14 protein-coding genes are annotated in these 18,826 nt (G+C 54.0%); 5 read left to right on the forward strand and 9 right to left on the reverse strand.

The genetic code is table 11. From position 1 onward, the window contains the following. Nucleotides 1-48: 48 nt before the first annotated feature. From M6D89_RS04120 to M6D89_RS04140, 5 genes are all read right to left on the reverse strand, one after another. Nucleotides 49-933 carry a cation diffusion facilitator family transporter gene (locus M6D89_RS04120; RefSeq protein ID WP_253966756.1) on the reverse strand — a complete coding sequence of 295 codons (885 nt, stop codon included), beginning with the start codon at nt 931-933 and terminating at the stop codon, nt 49-51. A gap of 108 nt (nt 934-1,041) precedes the next feature. Next, entirely contained in the window at nt 1,042-1,383 is a 342-nt protein-coding gene (locus M6D89_RS04125; protein WP_253966757.1) for a P-II family nitrogen regulator, read from the reverse strand. 9 nt (nt 1,384-1,392) lie between these two features. Then, on the reverse strand, nt 1,393-4,497 hold the full coding sequence (locus M6D89_RS04130) for an efflux RND transporter permease subunit (RefSeq protein ID WP_253966758.1): 3,105 nt from the start codon (nt 4,495-4,497) through the stop codon (nt 1,393-1,395). Nucleotides 4,498-4,512: 15 nt separating this feature from the next. After that, on the reverse strand, nt 4,513-5,631 hold the full coding sequence (locus M6D89_RS04135; protein ID WP_253966759.1) for an efflux RND transporter periplasmic adaptor subunit: 1,119 nt from the start codon (nt 5,629-5,631) through the stop codon (nt 4,513-4,515). Then, nucleotides 5,628-6,890, reverse strand: a complete 1,263-nt coding sequence (locus tag M6D89_RS04140; protein WP_253966760.1) for a TolC family protein — start codon at nt 6,888-6,890, stop codon at nt 5,628-5,630. The genes M6D89_RS04135 and M6D89_RS04140 overlap by 4 nt, the downstream gene beginning before the upstream one ends. Nucleotides 6,891-7,712: 822 nt before the next feature. Here M6D89_RS04140 and M6D89_RS04145 point away from each other — a divergent pair. Next, a complete protein-coding gene (locus tag M6D89_RS04145; protein WP_253966761.1) occupies nt 7,713-8,732 on the forward strand; it encodes a DNA-binding protein in 1,020 nt (339 codons plus the stop codon). A gap of 259 nt (nt 8,733-8,991) precedes the next feature. Here the strand turns inward: M6D89_RS04145 and M6D89_RS04150 are convergent, their stop codons facing one another. Continuing rightward, on the reverse strand, nt 8,992-9,477 hold the full coding sequence (locus M6D89_RS04150) for a YchJ family protein (RefSeq protein ID WP_253966762.1): 486 nt from the start codon (nt 9,475-9,477) through the stop codon (nt 8,992-8,994). Beyond that, a complete protein-coding gene (locus tag M6D89_RS04155; RefSeq protein ID WP_253966763.1) occupies nt 9,434-9,757 on the reverse strand; it encodes a hypothetical protein in 324 nt (107 codons plus the stop codon). The genes M6D89_RS04150 and M6D89_RS04155 overlap by 44 nt, the downstream gene beginning before the upstream one ends. 357 nt (nt 9,758-10,114) lie before the next feature. Here M6D89_RS04155 and purE point away from each other — a divergent pair, with 357 nt between their 5' ends. The 4 genes from purE to M6D89_RS04175 all read left to right on the forward strand — a co-directional run bounded on the left by purE (nt 10,115) and on the right by M6D89_RS04175 (nt 16,267). Further along, nucleotides 10,115-10,597: a 5-(carboxyamino)imidazole ribonucleotide mutase gene (gene purE / locus M6D89_RS04160; RefSeq protein WP_253966764.1), complete on the forward strand. Its 483-nt coding sequence runs from the start codon at nt 10,115-10,117 to the stop codon at nt 10,595-10,597. Further along, nucleotides 10,597-11,718, forward strand: coding sequence for a 5-(carboxyamino)imidazole ribonucleotide synthase (locus tag M6D89_RS04165; protein ID WP_253966765.1), 1,122 nt, complete (start codon nt 10,597-10,599; stop codon nt 11,716-11,718). Before purE ends, M6D89_RS04165 begins: the two co-directional genes overlap by 1 nt. 374 nt (nt 11,719-12,092) lie before the next feature. Further along, nucleotides 12,093-13,151, forward strand: a complete 1,059-nt coding sequence (locus M6D89_RS04170) for an efflux RND transporter periplasmic adaptor subunit (RefSeq protein WP_253966766.1) — start codon at nt 12,093-12,095, stop codon at nt 13,149-13,151. Next, complete coding sequence (locus M6D89_RS04175) at nt 13,151-16,267, forward strand: efflux RND transporter permease subunit (RefSeq protein WP_253966767.1); 3,117 nt, start codon at nt 13,151-13,153, stop codon at nt 16,265-16,267. The genes M6D89_RS04170 and M6D89_RS04175 overlap by 1 nt, the downstream gene beginning before the upstream one ends. Before the next feature lie 64 nt (nt 16,268-16,331). Here the strand turns inward: M6D89_RS04175 and M6D89_RS04180 are convergent, their stop codons facing one another. Together M6D89_RS04180 and M6D89_RS04185 are read right to left on the reverse strand one after the other, a co-directional pair. Next, entirely contained in the window at nt 16,332-17,081 is a 750-nt protein-coding gene (locus M6D89_RS04180) for an alpha/beta hydrolase (protein ID WP_253966768.1), read from the reverse strand. A gap of 202 nt (nt 17,082-17,283) precedes the next feature. Continuing rightward, complete coding sequence (locus M6D89_RS04185) at nt 17,284-18,819, reverse strand: flavodoxin domain-containing protein (protein WP_253966769.1); 1,536 nt, start codon at nt 18,817-18,819, stop codon at nt 17,284-17,286. Nucleotides 18,820-18,826 lie beyond the last annotated feature (7 nt).

Here is an 18,826-nt window from a genome sequence, read left to right on the forward strand (position 1 = left end):
GAATTGTATCGTTACCTTTGTGTTGGCGGAAGCACCCGTAGGGAATGCTTACGCACTGCCGTGCTTTCTGTTGGTCTGCGTGTCGACACAGCCACTGCCTTCCTGCTCAATTTCAAGTGTTGAGTGGCTGACGTCAAATTGGTCATGAAGCACACCCTTTAAATTGGTCTTCACCCGTTCAAGATCGGGCAGATTGGCCTTCTTTACGACAACATGTGCTTCCAGTGCGATTGTGTGTTCAGCCAGTTCCCAGACATGTACATGATGGACACCCACAACATCGTCCACTTGCTCCATGGCGCTGATCACCTCATCAATGGAGACTCCGTTTGGTGTGCCTTCCATCAGTAAGTGAATGGTTTTCGGTAGCATACTGAAGCCTTGCCACAGCACGTACCCAGCGATCATCAACGTCAGCACAGTGTCCGTCCAGTACCAGCCGTACAGCAGTATCAAGGTCCCCGCTATAACAACACCGACGGACGCCATCGCATCCGACACATTGTGCAAGAACGCGGCCTTTATGTTCATGCTGCTTTTTGACATCGTGTAGGTGAGTATGGCCGTGGCAAGATCTACAATTAGAGCGATACCTGCCACCACAACTATAGTCCAGCCTTCGACGGGCTGCGGAACAAATAGTCGTCCTATCGCCTCGTAGACAAGATACAAACCCACGATTACCAGAGTGACCAGATTGATCAAGGCAGCTATGGTTTCACTGCGTTGATAGCCGAAGGTTTTGAACGCATCGGGTGGTTTTCGACCAATTTTTCGTGCTATGAGCGCGATCGCCAACGACGCGGCATCGCTCAAATTATGGAGCGCATCAGCGATGAGCGACAAACTACCTGAAAGTATTCCGCCAACAACTTGTGCGAGCGTGAGTAATGCATTAACACAAATGGCCGTGACCAAACGTTTGTCGCCCATATCACCGGCACTATGGTTATGTTCATGTCCCACGGGATGACCTCTCTCAGAGTAAACAATTTGAGAAGAGTAGCAGGGGTGCTAATTGGCACCCCTGCTACTCAACGTTTAGACGACGTTGGTGTCTTCGATACCATCTTGAATGCGGATTGCCCGTCTAATATCGCTAATAAAGATACGGCCGTCCCCCCTAAGTCCTGTATGGGCTTCGGCCTTTAGCAGCTCCACTACGGCATCGACGAGGTGGTCCTGACACACAACCTCCACCTTCACATGCTCGGAGAACTCTGAGGCACCAGCAATCGGGTGCGTGGCGCTGCTGTGCGCCTTGCTACGGCCAAAACCCCGAACTTCCGAGGCGCTCATCCCGGTGATTCCATCTAGTCGATGCAGCGCCAGAGTGACCGATTCCAGTTTCCGGGTTTTAATATAGGCTTTTATCTCTTGCATGGTGTCACCTCAAGACGTTGAGTTCTCGCCGTTGGAACGATCGGCGAACCAAGGGTAAAGAGCTGGTAGAATCACCAGCGTGAGAATGGTGGCGGTTACCAGCCCACCAATTACCACAGCCGCCAAAGGGCGCTGAACTTCGCTGCCGGTTCCGGTGGCAAACAGCAACGGCGCTAAACCGAGGCCTGTGGTCACGGCGGTCATGATGACCGGGCGCAATCGCGCCATCGCGCCTTGAACACAGGCTTTGCGCATGGGCACGCCATCACGCACTAACTCGTTTAAGTAACTGACCAGTACCAGACCGTTTTCAAGCGCTATGCCGAATAGGGCGATAAAGCCTACAGAGGCTGGCACTGACAAACTCAACCCCGCCAACCACAGCGACACAATACCCCCGACCAGAGCTAGGGGAATGTTAAGCATGATCAGCAGAGCATTACGCAAAGAACCGAAGTTTGCGTATAGCATCAGAAACACCAGCGCCAAGGTAATCGGAACTACCACCATCAGGCGTTTGTTGGCCTGCTGCTGAAGTTCAAATTGGCCGCCCCATTTCAGGAAGTAGCCCGGTGGAAGCTCCACCTGCTCGGTAATCATCTGGTCCGCCTCGGCCACATAGGAGCCGATATCACGGTCGCGGACGTTGGCCTGAATGGTGATAAATCTCTGATTATTTTCCCGGGTAACCTGTCGTGGACCAACCACTTCTTCCACGCTGGCGAGTTCACTGAGAGGAATCTGCTGCCCCAGTTCATTGCGAACCTTTAGGTCCCGAATAACCTCGGTTTTATCTCTTGACGACTCTGCCAGCCGCACATAGATATCGAAGCGACGAATACCTTCGAATACCTGACCGGCGCTCTCGCCACCTACACCAACCCTGATGGTTTCCTGCACATCCGACACATTCAAGTTATAGCGGGCTATAGCCTTCCGGTCCAACTGAACTTGGACTTGAGGCGTACCACCCACTTGGTCTTTCTGGACATCTTCTCCACCAGAGACTCGGCGCATGACCTCGGCAATCTCCGTGGCTTTACGATCCAGAACCTCCAGATCATCGCCAAATAGCTTAGCGGCCAGCTCGGCTTTCGTGCCTGTTAGCAGTTCATCAACAGCGGCTGCAATCGGCTGTGTAAAGTTGAACTTGGTGCCAGGAAAATCTTCGAACTCGGCACTCATTGCAGAGTATAGGCCGTCCAGTGTCTTCGCCGTCTTCCATTGCTCCTTGGGTTTAAGTCCGACAAAGATTTCCGCACTATTGACTGGGTCTGCATGTGCCCCGACTTCACCGCGACCGATGCGGGTTACTACCTGAGTTACTTCGGGAAAGCGCTCCAATAGTTGACGTTCAAACAGCGTCATCGACTGCTTGGCTTTATCAAGCGAGATGGAGGGCGCCATTGTAGCTCGGATCAATAGGTCTCCTTCGTTGAATCGCGGTACAAACTCCGAGCCGAGGCGTGGACCGATAACGACCCCGATTGTCAGAACCACCACTGCAATGGTCACACCAATCCAGCGGTTGCGAATAACGCCCTGAACGAGTGGTCGGTAACCCCGGGCGATCAAGCCAATAAGGCCACCGGGCTCGTCCGAAGTCTGAGTTGATTTAGGGCGGCGCATGATAAGCGAAGCCACCACCGGTGCCACTACCAATGCAAAGATCAACGAGCCCATCATGGCTAGAGATACCGTGTATGCCAGTGGCCGGAAAGTGGCACCTTCAACCCCCTGCAAGCTGAACAACGGCAAGAACACCACAATGATGATACTTATGGCAAAGAGTATTGGTCTTGCTACCGCCTGGCTGGCCCTCGCCACAATGTGCATGCGTGACTCATCCGAGGACGATTCACGTAAAAGTCGGTCGATGTTCTCTACCACGACTACAGCGCCGTCTACCATCATGCCAATGGCAATAGCTAGGCCGCCCAGAGACATCAGGTTTGCGGAAATCCCAAACCATTTCATGGCAATCAATGCCAAGCACACCGAAAACGGAATGGATAGGGCTACCACCAGGCTGGGGCGCCACCCTCCCATAAAGACGAGTAATATGATTGCGACTAAGACAATACCCTGGAGTAACGCATTCGTCACAGTAGAGACGGCGGCCTCGACCAATTGTGCCTGGTCATAATAGGGACTGACTTGAATTCCTTCCGGCAAATTAGCATTGATGGTTGTCAGCTCGTCCTTCACAGCACTGATCACGTTAGAGGTGTTGGCACCAATTAGCTTGAGCACCATACCTACCACGGCTTCGCCTTTACCATCCTTAGTGGTCAACCCTCGACGAATTTCCCCGCCAATAGTCAGCTCGCCGAGTTGGTGCAGGTAGACCGGCACTCCATCGGCACTTTTGACCACAATGTTACGCAAGTCATCCAGGTCTTCTGCGAGGCCGACAGAGCGAACGATGTATTGCTCGTCATTCTGGATGATAAACTGAGCACCCGCATTGGCGTTGTTCTGCTCGATCCGGCGTTTAACTTGTGGCAAGGAGATGTCAAAGCGCAATAGTGCGTCGGGATCAATGCGCACCTGAAACTGCTTGACGTTGCCGCCAATGGAAAGTACCTCGGTGACGCCTTTGACCGTCTGCAGATTGAACTTGACGATCCAGTCCTGAATCTCTCGCATATCGGTGCGGCTGTACTCGCCACTGGTGTCTTCCAGAACATAAAACAGAATCTGTCCCAGGCCGGTGGTGATCGGCCCCATAACCGGTTCACCAAATCCATCCGGAATGGCCTCTCTGGCCTGTTGCAATCGTTCGCTAACCAATTGTCGGGCGAAATAAATGTCGGTTCCATCTTCGAAATAGATGTTTACCACCGATAGACCAAAATTGGACACTGACCTGACGTGGTCTAGCTTCGGTAAACCATTCATGGAGCTTTCAAGAGGGTAGGTCACATATTTTTCTACTTCCTCCGGCGCGAGACCTTCAGTCTCAACAAATACCTGCACCAATGAGGGGGAAATGTCCGGGTAAGCGTCTACCGGTAAACTACGATAAGCGGCATAACCGCCAATCACACAAGCCAGTGCAATCACTACCACCAGCAGCCGGTTTTGCAACGCCGCTCTAATTATCGCCTGCATAAAAACCTCCGAGTACTAGTGGTTGTGGCCCGATTCGAATTCGCTCTTGAGCAAATCCGCTTTCAGCGTGAAGCCACCTTTCGCGACGTACTGTTCACCTGAGGAGACGCCCGACAGGATAACCACCTGACCTCGATCTTTTGCCCCTAGGACGACAGGCCTGGGGTGCCAACTGTCACCCTCTTTTACAAACACTACCTGACGGCCCTGATACTTGATTACCGCCGTCTGAGGCACCACCACTTCGGCTTCCGTCTCGGTCAGAGTTACCTCCGCATCAATGAACATGCCGGGTCTCCATTGGCCTGCGGCATTATCAAGATAAATTCGAGCCAGGCCGGTCCGCAGTTGTTCGCTGACCATGGGATCGAGATAGTCGATCTGGGTGTTGACAGGCTCGGGGCCGAACGTCGTGGAAATGCGCACCGGTTGGCCCTTTTTTACGAGCCCAATCTGTCGTGGATAGAGTGCAATATCGACCCAGAGCGTCGAAAGGTCCGCGACTACGAACGCTGCGTCACTAGGCTGGATATGTTCACCCAGCGTTACGGAACGATCAATGACAGTGCCGCGAATTAGGGACTTGAGCGAGAAACGTTGTAGGGTCTGAGAGCTTTCACCAATGGCCAGCGTATCTCCTGCGGCGACAGAATCGCCGATTCGGGCGCTAACATCGACAATCTGCGCAGGGTAGCGAGGGGTGATCTGAGCCACCGCCTCTTTATTCAGGCGGACCTCGCCCGGTAAAGACACGGTTTGACTCACTCTTCCGGGACTTGCGATACTCACTTCTGCGCCCAGCGCCCGTAGCGTTTGGGGATCTATCGAGGTGCTTTGCTCTTCATGTCCTCCATGTTCATCATGCTCCTCGTGGGCTTCCTCACCAGCTTCATCATGGGCTCCCTCGTTCTCTCCGTGGTCTTGGTGGTCATCATGACCTTCTTCGTGGTCCTCGTGCTCACTATGATCGTCGTGCTCGCCACTATCTTCGTCGTTATGGGTTTTCTCTTTTTGCGTCTGCTCATGCTCGTGATCGCTGTGTTCGGCTTCTTGAGCCTGTACGCTGATGCTGACTCCAGACAAAGGCAGCGCCATACTCATCATAAAAATCCAGAAAGATGCTAACGACTTCATGATTCACCTGCTTGTTCTTTAATGTAACGGGGTTGGGGTTCATAGGGTTCGGTGGCCCCATCGATTGAATTGGGAGTCAGACTCCATTGCCCGGTTAGGCCCGTGCCGGTGAGCTGTTCGAGAGTCACCAGTGTCTGGTGAAAATTTACAGCTGCTTTAAGTGCATCACTCTCTACCGCCAGACGTTCCCGTCCCGCATCGACTAGCTCAAGGTAGCTATACAAACCCTCTTGGTAGCCTCTGCGAATACTCTCAAAAGCGGCGCGCGCAGAAGGTAAAGCTTCACCCCGCAAGCGAGTTGCGGTGCTGCGAAATACCTCCAGCTCCTGATAAAGCCGTTGAATTCGGGCCATAAGATGTACCCGTGTGGCTTTCTCTTCCAGTGCCAGTTGCTCGTATTCTGCACGTCGAGCCCGGACCTCTCCCTGGTTACGGTCATTGACTCCAATAGGCATGGACAGGCTCAGAGTAAAAGCGTGATCGTCGGTTTCTTGCATTTGCTTGACGCCCACACCGATTCGAAGGTCTTGCCGACCCCGAGTTTGTGCCAACTGCAATTCCGCCTCGCGCAGGCGTTTTTCGGTGATATAGCGAGATAGCTGCGGCGCATTTTCTAGCTGGCGACGGATCTGGTTAAAATCAGGCAGCTCCACAAGTTGGTACAAATCGGCGTGAACCTGCTCAAAATTCGGTTCGCTCTCGCCCCATTGAGCAGCCAACGCCACCCGCGCAGACGCCAGTTGTTGATGGGCAGAGTCTACGGCGAGCTCCGCCCGTGTGACCAAAATGGCCGAGCGTTGAAGAGAAGCGTCACTGGCTGTTCCCGCTTGCGCACGCTTACGGATAGTCTCCCTGCTTTCTTGTGCTAATTCTAGCGACAGTGAAGCCAGTTGGATCTGTTCTTGGGCTTCGGCTACCCCGAGAAATCGGCGTACGGTTTCCGCGAGCACTTGCCAGCGGACTTGCTGATATTCGCTATCCACTAGATCGGTGCGGTAGCGGGCAACCTCTTGGCGCTGATCGCGCTTGCCGCCCAATTCGATCAGCTGGCTCAAGACAAGTGAGATTTCAGCGGAGTCCGTTCCGGCAAAGCGGCCGCTGCCGCCGATATTTTCTACTTCGGCAGCGAGCTCCGGGTTGGGACGCAAAGCGGCTTGAAGCTCGCGAGCTTCAGCCGCGCGGCGTCGATAAGAGAATTGCGCCAGCTCGGGATGGCGCTCCAACGTGTAGGCCAATGCTTCGTTTAATGAAAGAGGCATCGGCTCCGCCACAACGGGCGTGGCAGTCATGACCAATAGCAAAGCCCAGACCGCCAGTATCCCTCTCCTCTGAGAAGAGAGAGTTAATAAAGAAATAAACATGCATTACCTGCCTGAATTTTCAGTGATAGAAATATGCCGTTCTGCATAGGGCAAGGTGCCGAGCAAAAACCGACAGAGGATCTCTAGTGCATGAAATTAGGCAATGGGAGGGGGCACATCAGGTGCCAAAAAGTGCTGTGGAGGTAAAGACAGGTCTTCCGCTCGCCAACGAGGTGCGGAGGGTAAATCGAGCCCATGCCCACTGGTTTCAACAAAAAACAGATGGGAGTGGGCATGGCAGCTATGGCTGTGAACACAGCTCCCCCCAGGAGGGTGAGAGTGATTGCCGCGATCGGTGCCGACGTTACCCTCAGCATTGGCCAAATATTCCAACGCGGCCTCGTCTCCTGTTACTCGCTCATGCCAGTCCGCCGCGAATACGAGATTCGCGATAGCTAGCAACATTAAAAACAGGATCAGAGAGCGTTTTTTCATGCGGTTGAGTTTACTAGCAAGCGTTCAGGCAATACAACTCTTTTGCCGTTTACGGGACCTCACTCCTGATTGTCACGATTCTAACCGTCTTCATTAGGCCGCAGCTCTGGAAAAGCTATATCTGTACAGATTTTGGGGTCGATTTGGACAAAAAACGCTCTAATATTAGATAATATTTTATTATTCTTTGTCATATATAGGCTGTGCTAAGCCTCATTCATGAGCTAGAATAGTACGTATATACATATTACGTATTATAGTACGAAATAAACAGGAGAGGACAGCATGGCTCGTGGCGGTATCAACAAAGCATTGGTGGCCAAGGCCCATCAGGCCGTTCTAGCCAGGGGAGAAAACCCGTCCATTGACGCGATACGCATTGAGCTCGGTAACACCGGCTCTAAATCAACGATTCATCGCTATCTCAAAGAATTGGAGGAAGAAGCGTCCACCAGGATGGACGATGAAGCACTGTTGAGCCAGCCCATCAGGGAACTCATTGCACGCCTAGCATCGCGTTTACAAGAAGAGGCCCATGGCATTGTTGATGAGAGCAAAAGCCACTATGAGCACCAGCTCAATGAACTCTCCGAGCGCTACGCCGCGCTCACTCAAGAGGCTGGCCAGATGGTCGATCAGCATAACGTGCTGGAACGCCGGCTTGACGAGACCTGTTCGGAGCTAAGTGCTAAATCCGCAGCCTGTGATGCCTTGGACAAACAGCTTAACGCGGCGACTCAGCGCGAGGCTAGCACGACGGCGCTGCTCAAGGAAAAGCAGGCTCATATCGAATCCCTTGAGGAAAAGCACCGCCACGGCCGAGAGGCGCTTGAGCATTATCGTGAATCAGTGAAAGAGCAGAGGGATCAGGATCAGTGCCGGCATGAGCATCAAATCCAGCAGCTCCAGGCTGAGATTCGCACGTTAAACCAGGCAATTTCGGTCAAGCAGGGCGATTTAACGCAGCTCAACAAAGACAACGCGCGCTTGGTCAGCGAGTTGAACGCTGCACGCAAAGTAACACAGGACCTCGAATCGAAGCTTACTCGGGCTGACACGAAGCTTGAAGATGCCAATAAGCAATTGCAAACCCAGTCGGCGGATCTGCAGCAGTACGCCGACAGCGCTCAACGCCAGGCCTCGCAAATCGATGAGCTGACGCAACGCCTTGAATCGGCGCAAAGCAAGGTGCAAGATTTTACCGTCAGCCAGGCCAAACTGGAGGCTGAGCTATCTGTTAAGAACGATATGATTGAGCGCCTGATGGCTGAAAACCGGCGCCAACATGACGAACCGGCTACGTAAGCGAGAGGTGGTCCAGGATTGGCTATGGGTGTATAGAATTTTCCTTTTAAATCAATGAGATACGGAGTTAGTGGCTGAATTTTACAGTTTTACCGGCCGGACCTCAACAGCGTTCCTCACGAGCGCTTGCTTGCTGTCCCGGACACAACCACATATGCGCATAATGTATATTATGTTAAATAGGATTATGGGGAATTCGTAGGCTTCAATAAAATACCCCGCCTCGGTGCATGTCCACCGCTAAGCGGCGAATTAAACCCTAGCCACAACACCGTTTAAACTTACGGCCACTGCCGCACAGGCAGCTCTCGTTGCGTCCGGGCTTAAAGCTTTCATCCCGGGTTTTACCTTCTACATAAAACCACTGCCCAGCCTCTCGGATAAACGTTGAGCGCTCTTCCAGAAATCGCCATTGATCGTTAAAGCGATAAAAGGCTTTAAAGTGCACATGGCCGCTATCGCCCGTTTCGTCCGCCTCTAACACTGACAACCCCACCCAATTCGGGCTATCGGCCAAATCCAGTTGCTCGGGCCGGGTTGACTGGTGCCAGGTGGCCAGCAGGTATTCCGCGCGGTTCTGCACAAAAGCGCTATAGCGTGATCGCATTAGTACCTCTGGCGTGGGCGCCGCCTCCTCTGTCGCATGGTAGCGACAGCAGTCGCGGTAAGGATGCTGGCTGCCACAGGGACAAACCTGAACATCACTCAAAATACGACTCCATCCACGCAAATAGCTTCTGCGCATCCATATCGGAAAACGCCATGCTCTGAAAATCGTCAGCCGCTTCGTCTTCGATGGTAATGAATTGGTATAGCAGCGCGCCCGGCTGCTGGTCGTGCAAGATAAGGTTAATACGACGGCGAGTGCGCAGACAGTCAATGGTCATCACATCGGCGGGAATGCCGATATCCCGCATGCCCCGGCGCACTTGAACCACAGGGTTGATCTGTTCGTGCTGCTCCTGAATACGGGCGTGGACCTCACTGGCCATATCGGAAAGCGCTTTTAGGGGATCTTCAGACATTACAATCACTGCTTTTGGTGTGGGATGGATTCAATCAGCGGCGTCAACTCTACCGATGGCTCGCGGCTAAAAACCTAACATAAAATAGAGGAAAACCCTGTAGGCGATTGTTTTATATGGTTATTTATAAGATTTTCTTCGCCCTTATTTCTCATTTTAGGGGTTCACTTTACCGCAACCGGCGCTTATTTTCAGGGCGTGTGTGACGATTACGCTCGCATAACAGACGCCAGGTGTAGAACGCTCCCCAGGTAACTGAGCCAGTTTAGGCGGGAAAATTAGGCTAATCTGGGTAACTTCCGGTAAAATGCGCGGTTTTTCCGATTAATACAGTTACTCGTCATTTCGAGGTTATTTATGCAAGATCCCGTTGTCAGCATCATTATGGGCTCGCGTTCCGATTGGCCGACTATGCGCTTAGCGGCCGATATATTGGACGAGCTGGGCGTGGCCTATGAAACCCAGGTGGTGTCAGCACACCGCACGCCCCAGCGCCTGTGTGAATTTGTCGAACAGGCGCCCGGCCGCGGTATTCGCGTCATTATCGCTGGCGCGGGGGGGGCAGCCCACCTGCCCGGCATGGCCGCAGCCATGACGCATATTCCCGTGGTTGCTGTGCCGGTATCCAGCCGTCAACTAAAAGGCTTAGACAGCCTGCTGTCTATTGTGCAAATGCCCAAGGGCGTTGCTGTGGCCACTCAGGCTATCGGCGAGGCGGGCGCGGCAAACGCCGGCGTAATGGCCGCCCAGATCCTGGCCCTTAGCGACGCGGAATTAAGCAAACGCTTTATCGAGTGGCGCACCCGTCAGACTGACTCTGTTCCTGTGGAGGTTGAATAATGCATGTTGCCATTCTTGGCTGTGGCCAGCTGGCAAGGATGATGGCCCTGGCGGGTATCCCCATGGGCATGAGCTTCAGCTTTTTATCTGAAAACAATGAAGATACAGCCCCGGTAACCGGGTTGGGCAACATAATCGCGGTGGAAGACTACCCCTCCGCCGATGCTTTGTTTAAGGCCGCAGGCGAGCCGGATGTGGTGACTGTTGAGCGCGAACAGTGCTCCTTAGACCCGTTAAAAAAATTGGCCGAACATTGCAGTGTGCACCCGAATCCGACCGCGATTTACCACTGTCAAAACCGTCGCCGCGAAAAACAACTGCTAATCGATTGCGACGTATCGCACACTCCGTTTGTCAGTGTAGGCAAGGCCGAAGATTTGCAAACGGCGGTAGATGAACTCGGATTTCCGATGGTGGTAAAACACACTGAGCAAGGCTATGACGGCAAAGCTCAGTGGCGTTTGTACAACGACGATAATGTAAAGCAGTTTATTGATGACGCGCACTTTGAACCCCAGTCGGATGGCGCCGTGCCCTATGTGGCCGAACCGTTTATGAAGTTCGACCGCGAGGTGTCTTTTATTGCCGTGCGCGCCACAAACGGCGAAGTGCGTTTTTATCCGGCCACCGAAAATGTGCACGACAATGGTATTTTGTTGCACTCGGTCTCCCCTGCCCCGGATTTATCCAGCGCCCTTACAGCGCAAGGCCAAGCCAGCATCCAACGACTTTTAGAAAAGCTCGATTACGTGGGTGTTATGGCGATGGAGTGTTTTGTAACTCAGGATCAACTATGGGTAAACGAACTGGCGCCGCGTGTTCACAACAGCGGCCACTGGACCATGCATTGCGGTGTCGCCAGTCAGTTCCAGAATCATATGCGTGCGATAGCGGGCTGGCCACTGGGCTCAACCGAGCTGATGGGCAGTGCAGGCATGTTAAATTTGCTGGGCGTTGAACTGGATCAAAGCACGCAAATGGAAGATAAGGTTGCGCTGGACTGGTACAACAAATCAGTACGACCTGGACGCAAGCTTGGTCACTTAGTGCTTACGGATACAAACCCCAATGCCGTAAAAACGCGCTTAAAAACGCTTAAAGAAAAAGTTTACCGAAACTAGCGTAGTTTTAAATGAGATATGCCAGCGGTATTTATTGGCTGCTGGTGTATCTTGGTGACCCGCCATCTCACGGAGTCCTTTTAATTAAAATAAAAACTATTATCGCTGCTGTACCCAGAGTTTAAGTCATCCGACCTTCAAAAGTGTGATTAATTGCGGCGATTACCCCAACTCGCTGTCCATAAATTAAATCCTGTCATCCCCCCGACATAATCAGCCCCTTGCTTGATTGACAGACACCGAGACTATGTAAAAAAACATCATTTCAAATAGAAGTGGTTCTTATTTGTGGTAATGTGAGACACGATTTTCATGGGCGCCAAAGTGTGTAATCGGCTCCGTTAATCAAGACAGCGAATAAAAAGGTAACTGGGATGAAGTACATTGTTTCTGTGGCGGCATTGTTGTGGGCCGTCAGCGTGTTTGCACAGGATGCCGCGCGGGTGGTGGTATCTCCTATAACGGCCGACTCGGTGCAGCGCACACTGGCGCTAACCGGTACTACGCGCGCCGCCGAACACGCCGAGCTGTCCAGCCTGAATGAAGGCATAGTCACTGCCCTGCACGCCGAGGCAGGTGACACCGTAAACAAAGGCGACCTGTTGCTCGAGTTGGATGCCGCCCTCGCCCAAGCCCAAGTTGCCAGCCTGCAAGCCGCCCTCACCCAACAAGATGTTGTTTTAAAAGAAGCCCAGCGCCGCCTGGATGAAGCCCGCGCGCTTAGCGATAAGCAGTTTGTCGCGCAGACCGAGCTGGCGCAGCGAGAATCTTTGGTAGCCGAGGCACAAGCCAATCGCGCCCGCGCCCAGGCCGAACTCGACTACCAGCAAGAGCTGGTGGCCCGGCATCAGCTATACGCCCCCTTTAGCGGTGTCATTGCTCAGCGCAACGTAGACTTGGGCGAGTGGCTAAACCGGGGTGACCCTACCTTTGAGCTGGTCAGTAATCAAACTCTGTGGCTGGACATTGCCGTGCCGCAAGAATACGTAAACCGTCTGCAAGATAATGCCAAGGTGAAGGTGCGCTTTGATGCCCACAGTGATACCACCTACGACGCGCAAATACTGGCCAAAATCCCCGTTATCGACAGTCTGAACCGCAGCTTTTTACTTCGCCTTGCCCTGCCCCAAACCGACGAACTGCAAGCGGGGCTGTCGGCGCGAGTCAGCATCCCGCTTAATCACAGCGAGGCCAGCGTGGTCATGATTCCGAGCGACGCGCTATTGCGCCAGCCCGACCGCCGCTACAGCGTATTTGTGGTGGAGCAGAATCAGGCCAAGCGCCAAAGTGTTGAAATTGGCCAACGAGTCAACGGCCATATTGAAATACTCTCAGGCCTTGAGGTTGGCCAATCGGTGGTTACCGAAGGCAACGAGCTGCTGCAAGACGGCCAAACCGTTGAAGTGGTCGGCAATACGGATGAGGTGCGCTAATGCTGGCAGGAGCCGTTAAACACGCCATTTTGGTGGCAGTGGGCGTACTGATCCTGTGTGTACTGGGCACAGTGGCCGCGCTGAAAATTCCGGTGCAGATGATTCCCGATTTGGAAGTGCGCACCATTAGTGTGGTCACCCGCTGGGCGGGCGCCACACCGCAGGATGTGGAAAAAGAAATTCTGATTGAGCAGGAGCGCTACCTGCGCTCAATCCCCGACATGAAGCGCATGTCCAGCTTTGCCGAAACCGGGCAGGCCGAGGTTGCCCTGGAATTTCCCTTCGGCGTGGACATTACCGAGGCGCTGATTAACGTCAGCAATGCCCTGTCGCAGGTGCCCAGTTACCCCGAGAATGTCGACCAGCCGGTGCTTTACAGCAGCGCATTTTCCAGCAATGCGTTTATGTACTTTACCTTAAAGCCCCTGCCCGGCAACCCGCGCAACCTGGATGTTGACCTGCTGCGCGATTACGCCGAAGACAATATTCGCCCGCAGATGGAACGGGTGACCGGAGTTTCGCAGGTGGATGTTAACGGCGGTGCGTTACGCCAGGTGCAAATTCTGGTGGACCCACAAAAACTCGCCAGCCGCGGCGTCAGCTTAACCGATGTACGCAACGCCATTCGCGCGCGCAACCGCGACAGCTCGGCGGGCGACATTGACAGCGGCAAACGCCGCTACTTAATGCGCATGGTGGGCCGGTTTGAATCCGCCCAAGCGCTGGAAAATTTAGTCATTACCCAGCGCGGGCAAACCAGTATTTTGCTCAAGCATGTAGCCGATATTTCACTGGATCACTTTGAGCTACGCGCCATGACCTACAGCAATGGCGAGCGCTCGTTAACCGTGTCGGTGAAACGCGAAAGCGGCGCCAATGTGATGGCTATTAAAGAAGAGATGATGGCCGTGGTCGAGCGCATCAATCGCGACCAACTGGCTGCCAACGGCTTGACCATGTCGCTAATGAGCGACGATGTGCGCTATGTTGAAGGCTCGGTTAAAAACGTCTGGACCAACCTGTTCCTCGGCGCGGTACTGGCCACTTTGGTGATGTTTTGGTTTTTTAAAAGCCCCCGTTCCACCCTGGTGGGTGTTATGGGCATTCCGATTTGTACCATCGCCGCTTTTTTAGGCCTGTTAATGTTTGGCCGCACCGTTAATGTGATCTCCCTAGCGGGGGTGGCTTTTGCCATTGGCATGACAGTGGACAATACCATTGTGGTGCTAGAGAACATAAACCAGGCGCGACGCCGGGGCCTCAACGCCCTGGACGCGGCCATTACCGGCGTAACCGAAGTCTGGCCCGCGGTGCTCGCCTCTACCCTTACCACGGTACTGGTCTTCGCCCCTATTTTGTTTATTGAGCAAGAGGCCGGACAATTGTATTCGGATATTGCCATCGCTATTTCGGCGGCGATTATCGCCTCCATGCTGGTGGCGATTTGGGTGGTGCCAGCTGCCAGCGCAAATTTAGTGTGCCGCAGCAAAGCCGAGGCCGTGACCTTAACACTCCCCAAATTTATTCCCGCCCTGCTGCAAAAAACCAAGGTGCGCGGCATCATTTTAATCGGCGCGATTGTGCTGTTTTTAGGCGGCAGCTGGCTGCTGATGCCCGAGGCCGAATACCTGCCCGAGGGCGAAGAGCCCAAAGCCTTTTCCATGATGATCGCCCCGCCCGGCTACAATATGTCGCACATGGAAAAAATTGCCGAAGAGCTGCGCCCCTATTTCGATCAGCATTTGCAAAATGACCCCAGTGCGTTCGAGGCGGGCGAAACAGCCATGCCGCCGCTCAAGTACTACATGCTGTCGGTCCAGGTGGGACGCATCTGGTTTTTGAGCGAACCGGTGAACCCGGATCACATCGCCACCATGATGGAGACCATTACCGAAAAATTTCGCGCCTATCCGGGCATGCGCGCTTTCTCATCACGCGGGTCGATTATCACCAGCAATGACGGCGGCACCCGTGCGGTGGCGCTGGACATTAGCGGCACCGAGCAAACCGCTTTGTATCGCGCCGCCGATGCCATTTACCGTTTAGCCAGCGATGTGTTTGACAACCCGCAGGTGGATTCCAACCCGTCATCCTTGACCCTGGATCAGCCGCTGGTAGAGTTGCAACCGCGCTGGCAGCGATTGGCCGAAGTGGGTATGGACGCCGATGAACTGGGCTATGTGATTGCCGCGCTCAGTGACGGCGCTTATGTGGACGAGCTGATTATTGACGATGACAAAGTCGATGTCTTTTTATTCTCCGATGCCGGCAATCGCCAGAGCCTGGAACAACTCAGTCAGGCCCCTGTATCCACCAGCGCAGGCTTGCTGCCTTTATCGGCCCTTGCGGATCTGGTGGAAAAGTCAGACAGCGAAAGCTTGCGCCGGGTTAACGGCCGCCGCACAGTCACCGTTTATATTATTCCCCCGCGCGAGGTAGCACTGGAGCGCGCCGAACACATGGTGCGCGAGCAATTGCTGCCCAAGTTGCGCGACCAGGGGGATTTACTGCCCGGAGTCGATATCCGCATCGGCGGCGCGGCCGATCAGCTGGAACAAACCCGCAACGCGCTCTCGGGTAACTTTTTGGTGGCACTGGTACTGTCCTACCTGCTGCTGGTGGCCATTTTTAAACACTGGGGTTATCCGCTGTTTATTATGGCGACAGTGCCCTTGGGCATGGCCGGTGGTTTGTTGGGTTTGGTGGCGATAAACGGCGTGGGCAGTGCGGTGCAAGCCGTGGGACTGGGCGGATTTCATCAACCCTTCGATATGATTACCATGCTGGGCTTTTTAATTTTGCTGGGTACCGTAGTCAACAACCCAATTTTGATTGTGGACCAAACCCGTCGCAATTTAAGCGAGGCTAGCACATCGGTTTATCAAGCGGTAATGGACGCATTGGCAACGCGGCTCAAACCGATTGTCATGTCCACCGTTACCACTTTATGTGGCCTGGCGCCGCTGGTACTTTTGCCTGGCGAGGGCGCCGAACTGTATCGCGGGGTGGGGATTATTGTGCTCTGCGGCATCGCCGTCTCAACCCTGATCAGCCTGACGGTATTGCCCGCACTGTTAATCAGTGTGTTAGAGCTAAAACAAAAGCGAGCGAGTTAAGCACAAAGTTCAAGGGCAAAAAAACCGGGGCGTAAAACGCCCCGGTTTTTTATGGATTGTTTGCCTAAAGATTTTTAACGGTCAACTCAAACGAGCGTGAAAAAGTCGCGCCGTGGCTTAAACCGTCAAACACGGCATCGTCACCGACAACACCTGCGCCACGCAAAACGCGGGAAAAATTTTCCAGTGCATCGGCGGGCAGCTGGTTGCGCATGCGAATCATATTGTTGATGGCCGGATTATCATGGCGCTTTGTGGGTGTGTCGTCCCCCTTGCGTTCGGCGCTGCCCGAGTGAATATCCAAGCGCAGCTCAGGTTTCTCGCCCAGATTTAGCTGTGTATTTAGCTGATGTAAAAACTCACCATTATTCCACCAAAGCGCGGGGCTCACCGCGACGATACGGTTAAAGCTTCCATCGCCCAAAAATGTGCTCCAAAGTGCGAACAAACCGCCGTAGGAATGCCCCCACAAAGTTCGCTGCTGCGGGTTTAACGGAGCGATGTTCTCCACTCGGGGAATGATGTCCTCTACCAGTAAACGGTAATACTCAGGTGCACGGCCACCCGCGCGCCCCATCGGATCGTCGAGCGGCTCTCCCTGTGCGTTGGGCGGGGTGTAGTCATAGGTACGCTCGAGCGACGCAAAGCGTTTATTGACGTCGTGCCCGAGCGCAATAATGGCCGGGCCACCGGCCGCACGTAACTGTGCCAATAACGGCTCGGTCAACTGCCCAGCTACGGCCGTGCCATCCAGCGCATAGACCGCGGCAAAACCATCGGCGGGAATATCGCCTTGCGGCCAGGCAATGCTCACTTGATAGGACGCGTGACCAGCGGGCCCGGGCAAAGTAAATTGGTGGGTGTGATAGTGCCGAGATCCGGTGACAAAGACGCTGTCTTTCTCAATCCTCTGGCTGGGCTGCGCGCCAATCTGGCTCGAGGTTAAGCCAAGTATTGCGAGTAGTCCTGTTGCCAGGACAGCACCTAAGCGCCTTCGCCGTGGGGCGCGAAACGCTTTAATACACATCGCGTCGGTAGCGACCTTCGGCTTGCAACTGGGTTAAGGTGTTTTCGCTCAGCAACTCAGTTAGTACCTCGTGTACGCCCTGCCCCATACCAATACGACTGCCGCAGACATAAATACACGCCCCCCGCTTTAACCACTGGTGCAATAATTCGCCACACTGGGCTAACTTTTGTTGCACATATTCAGCTTGGGCAGTGTTGCGAGAAAAAACCCGATCCAACCGTTCGATCACGCCCTGCACTTGCCAGGCATTGAGTTCGGCATCAAAAGGACGATCCGTCGCCGGATCCCGCTCACCGTAGATAAGCCAACAGGCTTCGCCACCGGTATTGGCTCGGTGCTGCAAGTGCGCCCGCAACCCCGCGATGCCCGAACCATTCCCAATTAAAATAATGGGTTGTTCTGACGGCGGAGTATGAAACTCACTGTTGTCGCGTATTGCCAGAGTGACCTCAGTGGCCAAGGGGGCCTGTTGGGTTAAAAAGCCCGACGCTAGCCCCAAGTGTCCATCCGCCGAGTACTGTTGGCGTACCACCAATTCCATTCGATCGGCGCACGACGCGCAGGCAATGGTGTACTGCCGGGGCTGAATGACGGGCAGGCTAAGCAACCAGTGATGGACTGCATCTGAATTGGCACCGGCGGTCGGCACGCTATGGTCTTGCCATTCGCGGGTCGCCAACCATTCAATTGCCGTTTGCGGCCCCTCCGGACACGCCAACACCGACTCGGGTGCCAGCGCCAACTTATCCAGTAGTTGGCTACAACGCTGGGGATCCTGACGGGGGTAGACGTCGGCGATATCGCCAGCGGAAAACTGCAAACGGCTATCGCGAGCCTGTAATGCAAGCCGGTACAACCCCTGCCACGGGCTACCTGAATTCAAACATTCCCGCTCGGTTAAGTGCAGTATTTGCTTGACAGGCATGACCGTAATCTCAGCCGAGGCTACTGAAAACTCGCCCCCTAAATTGGCCAACATTCGGTGCCAGGACTGCAGCGCTAAATGTTCGGCGGCGGGATTGGTCGCATCCAGCTCGATTAAAGGGGCTAGCTCTTGGGCACCAGCGGCTATGCTCCAGGCGTGTAGCTGACGACCAAACCGGCAGTAATCGGCATAGTGAGAGTCGCCCAAGGCTAAAACGCTAACACGCAAATGAGACAGATCAAGGGGTTTGGAAGAACGTATAAAGCGGGCGGCGAAGGCGGCGCCATTGTCGGGGGCTTCGCCATCGCCATAGGTACTGGCAACTAACAGCAACCGCTGGCAGGTTAACAGCTTTTCTTCGTCGAGCTGGTTAAGGTTGATCAGCTCAGCGTTGCCATGCAGGGCGCTTAGAGTTTGCTCGGCCAGCGCATGTGCGCGACCGCTTTGACTGGCATAGGCGATAATACAATCGCCTCGCCCCGTCGCTCCCCTACCGGGCAAACGCTTGCGGCCATGACGCCAGTAACAAAAAACGGTAAACGCCGCATACAACAGCGCCAGCAATGCTGCCAGCGCTATGCGTTCAAGCTCACTCATCGATAAA

It is taken from the genome of Gilvimarinus xylanilyticus, from assembly GCF_024195295.1.
Taxonomy (GTDB): domain Bacteria; phylum Pseudomonadota; class Gammaproteobacteria; order Pseudomonadales; family Cellvibrionaceae; genus Gilvimarinus; species Gilvimarinus xylanilyticus.

Excerpts from the sequence above, each read along its gene's own strand:
- M6D89_RS04120 (WP_253966756.1), bottom strand. The coding sequence starts at position 933 with ATGGGCGACAAACGTTTGGTCACGGCCATTTGTGTTAATGCATTACTC.
- M6D89_RS04170 (WP_253966766.1), top strand. The coding sequence starts at position 12,093 with ATGAAGTACATTGTTTCTGTGGCGGCATTGTTGTGGGCCGTCAGCGTG.
- purE (WP_253966764.1), top strand. The coding sequence starts at position 10,115 with ATGCAAGATCCCGTTGTCAGCATCATTATGGGCTCGCGTTCCGATTGG.
- M6D89_RS04150 (WP_253966762.1), bottom strand. The coding sequence starts at position 9,477 with ATGCGCAGAAGCTATTTGCGTGGATGGAGTCGTATTTTGAGTGATGTT.
- M6D89_RS04135 (WP_253966759.1), bottom strand. The coding sequence starts at position 5,631 with ATGAAGTCGTTAGCATCTTTCTGGATTTTTATGATGAGTATGGCGCTG.
- M6D89_RS04125 (WP_253966757.1), bottom strand. The coding sequence starts at position 1,383 with ATGCAAGAGATAAAAGCCTATATTAAAACCCGGAAACTGGAATCGGTC.
- M6D89_RS04165 (WP_253966765.1), top strand. The coding sequence starts at position 10,597 with ATGCATGTTGCCATTCTTGGCTGTGGCCAGCTGGCAAGGATGATGGCC.
- M6D89_RS04155 (WP_253966763.1), bottom strand. The coding sequence starts at position 9,757 with ATGTCTGAAGATCCCCTAAAAGCGCTTTCCGATATGGCCAGTGAGGTC.
- M6D89_RS04175 (WP_253966767.1), top strand. The coding sequence starts at position 13,151 with ATGCTGGCAGGAGCCGTTAAACACGCCATTTTGGTGGCAGTGGGCGTA.
- M6D89_RS04130 (WP_253966758.1), bottom strand. The coding sequence starts at position 4,497 with ATGCAGGCGATAATTAGAGCGGCGTTGCAAAACCGGCTGCTGGTGGTA.
- M6D89_RS04185 (WP_253966769.1), bottom strand. The coding sequence starts at position 18,819 with ATGAGTGAGCTTGAACGCATAGCGCTGGCAGCATTGCTGGCGCTGTTG.
- M6D89_RS04145 (WP_253966761.1), top strand. The coding sequence starts at position 7,713 with ATGGCTCGTGGCGGTATCAACAAAGCATTGGTGGCCAAGGCCCATCAG.
- M6D89_RS04140 (WP_253966760.1), bottom strand. The coding sequence starts at position 6,890 with ATGCCTCTTTCATTAAACGAAGCATTGGCCTACACGTTGGAGCGCCAT.